Genomic DNA, 6187 nt, shown 5'->3' on the forward strand with positions numbered 1-6187 from the left:
TATAAGAACATTATTCCGTTACTTCAATAATGCAGCTTTTGAACGCTGATGTTGTGTAAATGCCAAAAGTTGCATACCTAGAATACTCCTCAGAGTCAATCATGTACAATTTTCAACCGCCATTTTGACAACGACATATTTAAAATATGTATTAGTAACGTGCGGGAATACATGCTCTGGCTGGAACCTATCTGGTATGCCACAAAAAATAGGCTGTAATTGAAAATCTACACCGTATAAATCGAGGCTGCCCTGAAATTTGTGTAATTGTTACTTTAATATCCTTTATCTGAGACTTATTTGATGTTGCTGATCGGAGTTAGCACCGACTGACCTAACATCATTGCCAGTTATATCTAAAGCGGGGACGAAAATATTTGAACCATCAGGTCTATCGTAGACTCTGCATACTGAATGATTCCCTGCTTGTAACATTTGGCCAAATTTGAAAAGTGTACTGGCTGGGGAGATACCGAAAACATGTATCACCTTAGAGCGCCATGAATCTTGAATTGTCCTTATGGCTTGCCTAGCAAGATCTGAAAAATTATCTAATTGTTCTTTTGAGTTAATGCAGTTGGGGTTGGGGTCAGTATTAGTGATTCTAATCCAGCCTATTTTCTTATCTCTAACTGTTCTAGCCAATTCTTCGGGAAGAGCATTGGTGTCTAACTTGGCTGTGAGTTCGAAAGAAAGGATTGCTTCTTCCGGGTCAGAATCGTCATCTACTTCATACGAGATATTAAACTGAGAGGTTAAGATCGGAGACTCCTTTGGCCAATGCCAAGTTTTTGCGATTCGATCATATTGGAAAATTTCTACATGCCTAGCTTCACCGATAATCCTTCCAGCCAGAACTAGTACAGGAACCAAATGCAGTGGGAAAATTCCTAGAGATTCAGGTGTCATAGATGATTTCTGAGATGGTTTGTTACTTGTGAAGCTAATTAATTCTCGTATATCTGACTCATGCTCATGAAGAAAATGACCCCAAAACCCAAAACGTCCTCGGTCATCTCGCTGTGTTCTTCGGAGCATGTGTTTGATTTCTGGGAGTGGACCAAGATTTCGGTTAAGTGCAGAACTGCAAAGTTCTGTTTTGGATACATTTGTTGGTACTTGAGCTAAGTCTGCGAGTAAAGTTATGAGTTGTACGGTGGGATACTGCAAACTACCCAATAACAAATTAACTCGGGCAGTATGTTCATCGCGCATATGTTGTAAATCGGATGCTGGATGTCCAGCTACATCTATCCTATCTATGAGTCTATGGTGACCGTCACACATAAGCATGATGTTTTCTGGAGAGTCTGATAGTGCATGAGAGCTCTCATTCCCTCTAGGTCCATCTGGATCGGAAGCTACAATGTGAGCCAAATATGCAATCCTTGCATTTTTTGTTGTTAAAGGAGTAGAGCCAAGATCTTGGCCACACCCCCGGTACATACATCTTCCTCCAGCATCATGCCATACCTTAGAAGCCGTAAGGGGTGATATTGCTTTGCCTCGACCTTGGCCAAATAGTTCATCCCTTGCTTTCTTTAGAGCAGTAATATCTTTGACTTTCGCTTCTAGCAACGTCCAGTCAGATTGTGAGGTCTTACTTTCTACTAATACGTCATAAGGAAGCTCTACACGTTTAAGCATGTTCTTCTTAGACAGCACCTTTAGAACGGATACAGCTTCCGTACCTAAATCGCCTACCACTAACTGCGACGGTTCTTCACCCTGCTCATAAACCTTGAAGATATGTTTGGCATAAGCATAAGCTATTAGTTTTCCATTTGAGAGGCATAAAGAAAGCCATTCAGCCATTTCTGCGTCAGATAAACCTGACGGATGACCTTTAAGTACCTTCAGTTCGTTTTGCACTTGTATTCCTTTTCCATCGTCTAACCACTACTCATTATTAACTGACTCTGACCCAATTTCTTCCTTTCGGTTGCAGACAAGTAAGAACAATAATCAACCAAGCACATAATGTGGTATTAGTTAGATTTGGTTAAACAGAGGTAACGAGGAATACTAAGAGTAACAAATATTTCCAGTTAATACGCTTCCGTACTGCCAATCCCCGATAGAAATGTCCGCTTTTAGGAGAAAAGAAATGGAGTCAACGTGAGTGGCTGACGGTGAATTGGTCAGGTTCAAGAAGGAAAAGGCTCGCTAATGCGAGCCTTATATCTATCAATTGATAGGGACGACGAGCTTACCACTTCTTGCTAAAAGCACCTCGTCTTTAACAACAAATGCCTCTACGAAGTGATTCCCTTTATAAGAGGTTGTTTCTTCTTTGATTTTTCCACCGATTTCAAACCCACCTCGTAATTGACCTAATCTACTCGCTTCTTCTCCAGTGTTAGTAATTTGCCAATATACGTCTGAGCCGGGAGGAATATCATCTGTAACCGTGAACTTAAGCGAATAGTTCTTGCCAAAAATAATTTGTTGGACAGCTCTAGCGAACGGATTGACGCTATTTTTATTACGATACTCAACATCTAAGTTGACACTACCAACGTTCTCCACTTCTTCCCATCTGTGGTGCGCGCAGTGAGGAGGAATAGGGAAGTTAGGCTGACTTGCTTCGTCCAAAATTTCATCATAGGTGGCTGATTTCTTGGTAACAGAATGAAAACTATCTCCGAACACACGGCGCCATTTTTTAATAGATTCAGTTCGATCTGTTTCATCAAATGCATCTTCTATCCAAGTTCTATAATCGCCGATCTTTGTTTTGAAAATCGTATACTTTTCTTCATTCCAGTGACGAGTAAATGTTTCTTCGGTTCGTACTGGATTGACTATTTCTGGCATTGAATCGTAAAAACTTAAATAATCATCCAAGCGGGTAAAAATTGTCTTTAAGGTGGTAGCAATATCTTTGAAGTGATCACTATTAGATTCGTAGTCTTGAACCATATTACAAATCAAAGTGGTTAAAAGTATTGATTTACATGAAAACGTAGTTTTTATGTCACGAAGATACTTGATAAGGCGAATACATTTAATGAGGTTGTTGTTACCTACAACTGAATTCTTGTCGGCGACCCACTTCTTGTATGATTCAGGGTCAGTAAGCTCAAACTCATTGGTGTGTCTATTCGCAATCAAATATTGTGTATGATTACCGAAAACGGTTTCTGTTACTCGTACAATACATGGAACAACATCGATGTGAAAATCACCTGAATAATCAAGATAAACACAACGAGTGTTATAGTGAACCATATCTTTATAGATACTCGAACCCTTAAAAGCTTGATGAAGTTTTGTTATGTAGTCTTTAGGCTCCCAATTATCATTTTCGTCCATAAAGAAGACTATATCAGCGTCAAACTCTTTGTTTTTAACTGGCTTGATAATCGTCCTATGTCCGTATGACCCCTGAGGCGAGGTGTTCCTAAAAATCCCTTTAAAATCGTCGTGATCTTTTACATATTTCTCAACAGACGCCGAAGTGGTAGTAACCTTGTTAATTCGAGCTTGATTGAGATTGACCACTTCTGTTAGGAATTCAGTAAATATTTTTTGATGTCTCACATGGTTTCCTTACTTAATTAAATAACTAATTTCTTGGTCTTTGTTTATTTGTAATGACCAAGGGTAACCAGCACCATCGAAGTGGTGTACGTTTATCTGTTGACTAAGGTGATTTTGATTAAACTCCGCCCCTATGCGCATGATTAGCGAGGCTTGAGCCATAAGGGTCAAATGAACTTCAGTAACGTAGGGGTACTTCTTAAAAAGGGTGTTATTTATTTCGGTTCTAAGGGAGGCAACAAAGTTTGATTGCTCTACATCTGAGAACATATTTCCAACGTTTCTACTTTCAACTCTATACGCAATAGCGCGATCTAACTCTAGATCTTCAAAAAAGGTCTTTAAGTCATTATCAAAAGAGACTTCTATCGAAATGCCTAGCTTTGTTACCTGATAATCTAGGACCTCCGGCTTTTCCATAATTTCTGAGCACTCTAATTTTTGACCTCTACTTCTAGCATCTCGACAGTCTAACCATCGTTCCTTGTGTTGCTTCTTGTTGTCACGGTTCCAGCAGTAGTAATTTACCAAACGCTTATTTCCAACCAAGTAACCTAAAGTAAAGCAATGCGGAACATGAGCTATAGCTCCTAAAGCGAGTGGCTTGTTTGGTTCAAAGCCGTTTAATTTCTGAAGTGATTCGTCGTAAAACTTCTGAAGTTTGGCGCATGATTCTTTTAACCAGTCCTCAAGAGTCTGCTTTCTAGACTTCCACATGAAAAGGTCATCATGTAACCCGGCTGGTTCGATTGTGGAACTAAAACTGCTGCACAGGGTTGGAGCGGCAGCCCCATCTAAGCTTCTTAAATCGATACTCTTTGCTCTGTTCTTTGACGCTGACTCACCAAATAGCATTGAGTAAACTTCAAAGAAGAATCCTACGACGATCATTACTATTGAGACATAAACACCTACCAACGTCGCAATTTCATATGTTGAGTCAGACGCTGTATCAATGACGAATGAGTATTCACCATTGCTAAACTGAAATGCAAGTGAGCCAATAGCCGTAAGAGTAAAGAGCTTTATGCCTAAGCCCATAAGATAGCGCGAACCTGAAAGTCGGCGCTGAAAAATTACATAACCAAAATCAAGTAGTTGATCTATCCACTTCAAACTTCAAGTCCTATATATCTAGAAAGTAACTGATTCTAACCTATAAGATACTTATTGCGCATTGATATATGTGTATATAAATGCATATTTATATTTGGTTATCTATTCGTTTGTACAGACTTTCACCCCGTATTACATCTCGGGATTAACAGCGAACAGCATGAGAAGAAGGGATAACTTTTAGTATTGCAAAAGCCCATGAACAGGTTGTGAATGAGTAAAAGGTCTAAGCAACTTTGGGGCATTTTTGATTTTGACTGATTTGTGCAACAGGCTGTTGCACAATTGGGAAACGGCTTTTTTCACTAACAAGCGAGTCTGATTTTAGCCACCAACAGGTTGTTGACCAAATTTTTCATCGGGAAGGTCTTGCTCATCATCGAACATCACAATGCTTCTACGATGCTCCTTTAGAGCAGATAATGCAACTTGAAAACAACTTTCACACATATCGAGGTGGTGGGTAATACCGTCCATTTTTGACCCAAATCCCCAGTTAGCAGTCAGTTCACCAACCTCTTCTAACTTAACGCCATTTGAATCGACGACCATCACACTAGTACCACAGATATCACAACATCGATCAACAACGACCTCTATCGTTTTTTGTCCATAAACTTTCATTGTGAACTCCTGTCGCTGATAAGATTAATCATTACTTAGTACCAAATAACAACTAAGTAGTAGCTGAAATTATAGCTGTCCTATAGGCAACTGAACAATTAACAAAGTCGCTGAATTTTCATTGTTACTCAGCGAAGTATCCTTCTTATGTAGACACGTTAAACGTATTAGTAAAAACTAAGTCATGAGGCAGAGCAAAAGGGAACAGGCTCAATTGACGCTGGCACAGAATGGGGCAAAGAAGATTTACGAAAGACGATGCATGTACTACTGCATCAATAACTTTCACGCTGAATTAGCAAAAAATCCAATTGCCGAACCTAAACTTAAGTGATGTAGATGAGCTTTGACAAAAAATGGTATATCACGGACTTTAAACTAATGGAGACGCTTCCTATTGAACCTGTTTAGATGAGTGTAGACACGTAACAATGTCAAAGCTATATTTACTTATCATCGTCATCGGATGAAATCCGCGGCTCGCCATCTAAGATATATGACATGAAACAAGAAACTAAAAAAATTCACCTTTCCGACCAACAGCGTCGTGAAGCAGTTACTCGCTTGATGAGTCGAGTTATTGTCAGTGAGCATCGTGCCCCCAAGATCAAGAAAGTCCGCCGTAATGTTATACAACAGGTGTGCGTTGCATTTACTAAGGCAGTTCACGCTGAATAGCAATCACTAGTAATTCTTTCACAGCCTTCAAAGGTGTTTTGTTATCTAGCCAAAAACTAGCGCTATTGTTGCGTTAGCTTCCTCTCTAGAAATTGAATGAAAATGTCATCTTCTATGTAAAACAGATCATAACCAACATGCTGAATACCCTCTTGCGAGATTTCCGTGATTTGCCCTTTACCATCGTTCTCGAGTGAAAACTCTCGTTGAAGGTTATATATCAACT

At 39.6% G+C, this 6187-nt stretch carries 5 protein-coding genes; 1 reads left to right on the plus strand and 4 read right to left on the minus strand.

Translation table 11 applies throughout. The features are described from left to right. Positions 1-285: 285 nt before the first annotated feature. From LIX84_RS23530 to LIX84_RS20015, 4 genes are all read right to left on the minus strand, one after another. Positions 286-1872, minus strand: coding sequence for an SAVED domain-containing protein (locus LIX84_RS23530; RefSeq protein WP_226422035.1), 1587 nt, complete (start codon positions 1870-1872; stop codon positions 286-288). A gap of 315 nt (positions 1873-2187) precedes the next feature. Then, positions 2188-3543 carry an SMODS domain-containing nucleotidyltransferase gene (locus LIX84_RS23535; protein ID WP_226422036.1) on the minus strand — a complete coding sequence of 452 codons (1356 nt, stop codon included), beginning with the start codon at positions 3541-3543 and terminating at the stop codon, positions 2188-2190. 9 nt (positions 3544-3552) lie between these two features. Continuing rightward, on the minus strand, positions 3553-4659 hold the full coding sequence (locus tag LIX84_RS20010) for an SAVED domain-containing protein (RefSeq protein ID WP_226422037.1): 1107 nt from the start codon (positions 4657-4659) through the stop codon (positions 3553-3555). Positions 4660-4983: 324 nt separating this feature from the next. Then, positions 4984-5283 (minus strand): hypothetical protein, encoded by a 300-nt coding sequence (locus LIX84_RS20015; protein ID WP_031858044.1) that lies wholly within the window; start codon positions 5281-5283, stop codon positions 4984-4986. 501 nt (positions 5284-5784) lie between these two features. Between LIX84_RS20015 and LIX84_RS20020 the strand changes: the two genes are divergently transcribed. After that, positions 5785-5961: a hypothetical protein gene (locus LIX84_RS20020; RefSeq protein ID WP_226422038.1), complete on the plus strand. Its 177-nt coding sequence runs from the start codon at positions 5785-5787 to the stop codon at positions 5959-5961. Positions 5962-6187: the final 226 nt, after the last annotated feature.

The sequence above is a fragment of the Vibrio sp. E14 genome (assembly GCF_020515785.1).
Lineage (GTDB): Bacteria > Pseudomonadota > Gammaproteobacteria > Enterobacterales > Vibrionaceae > Vibrio > Vibrio diabolicus.

Coding starts and splice junctions, on each gene's coding strand:
- LIX84_RS20015 (WP_031858044.1), bottom strand. CDS start 5,283: ATGAAAGTTTATGGACAAAAAACGATAGAGGTCGTTGTTGATCGATGT.
- LIX84_RS20020 (WP_226422038.1), top strand. CDS start 5,785: ATGAAACAAGAAACTAAAAAAATTCACCTTTCCGACCAACAGCGTCGT.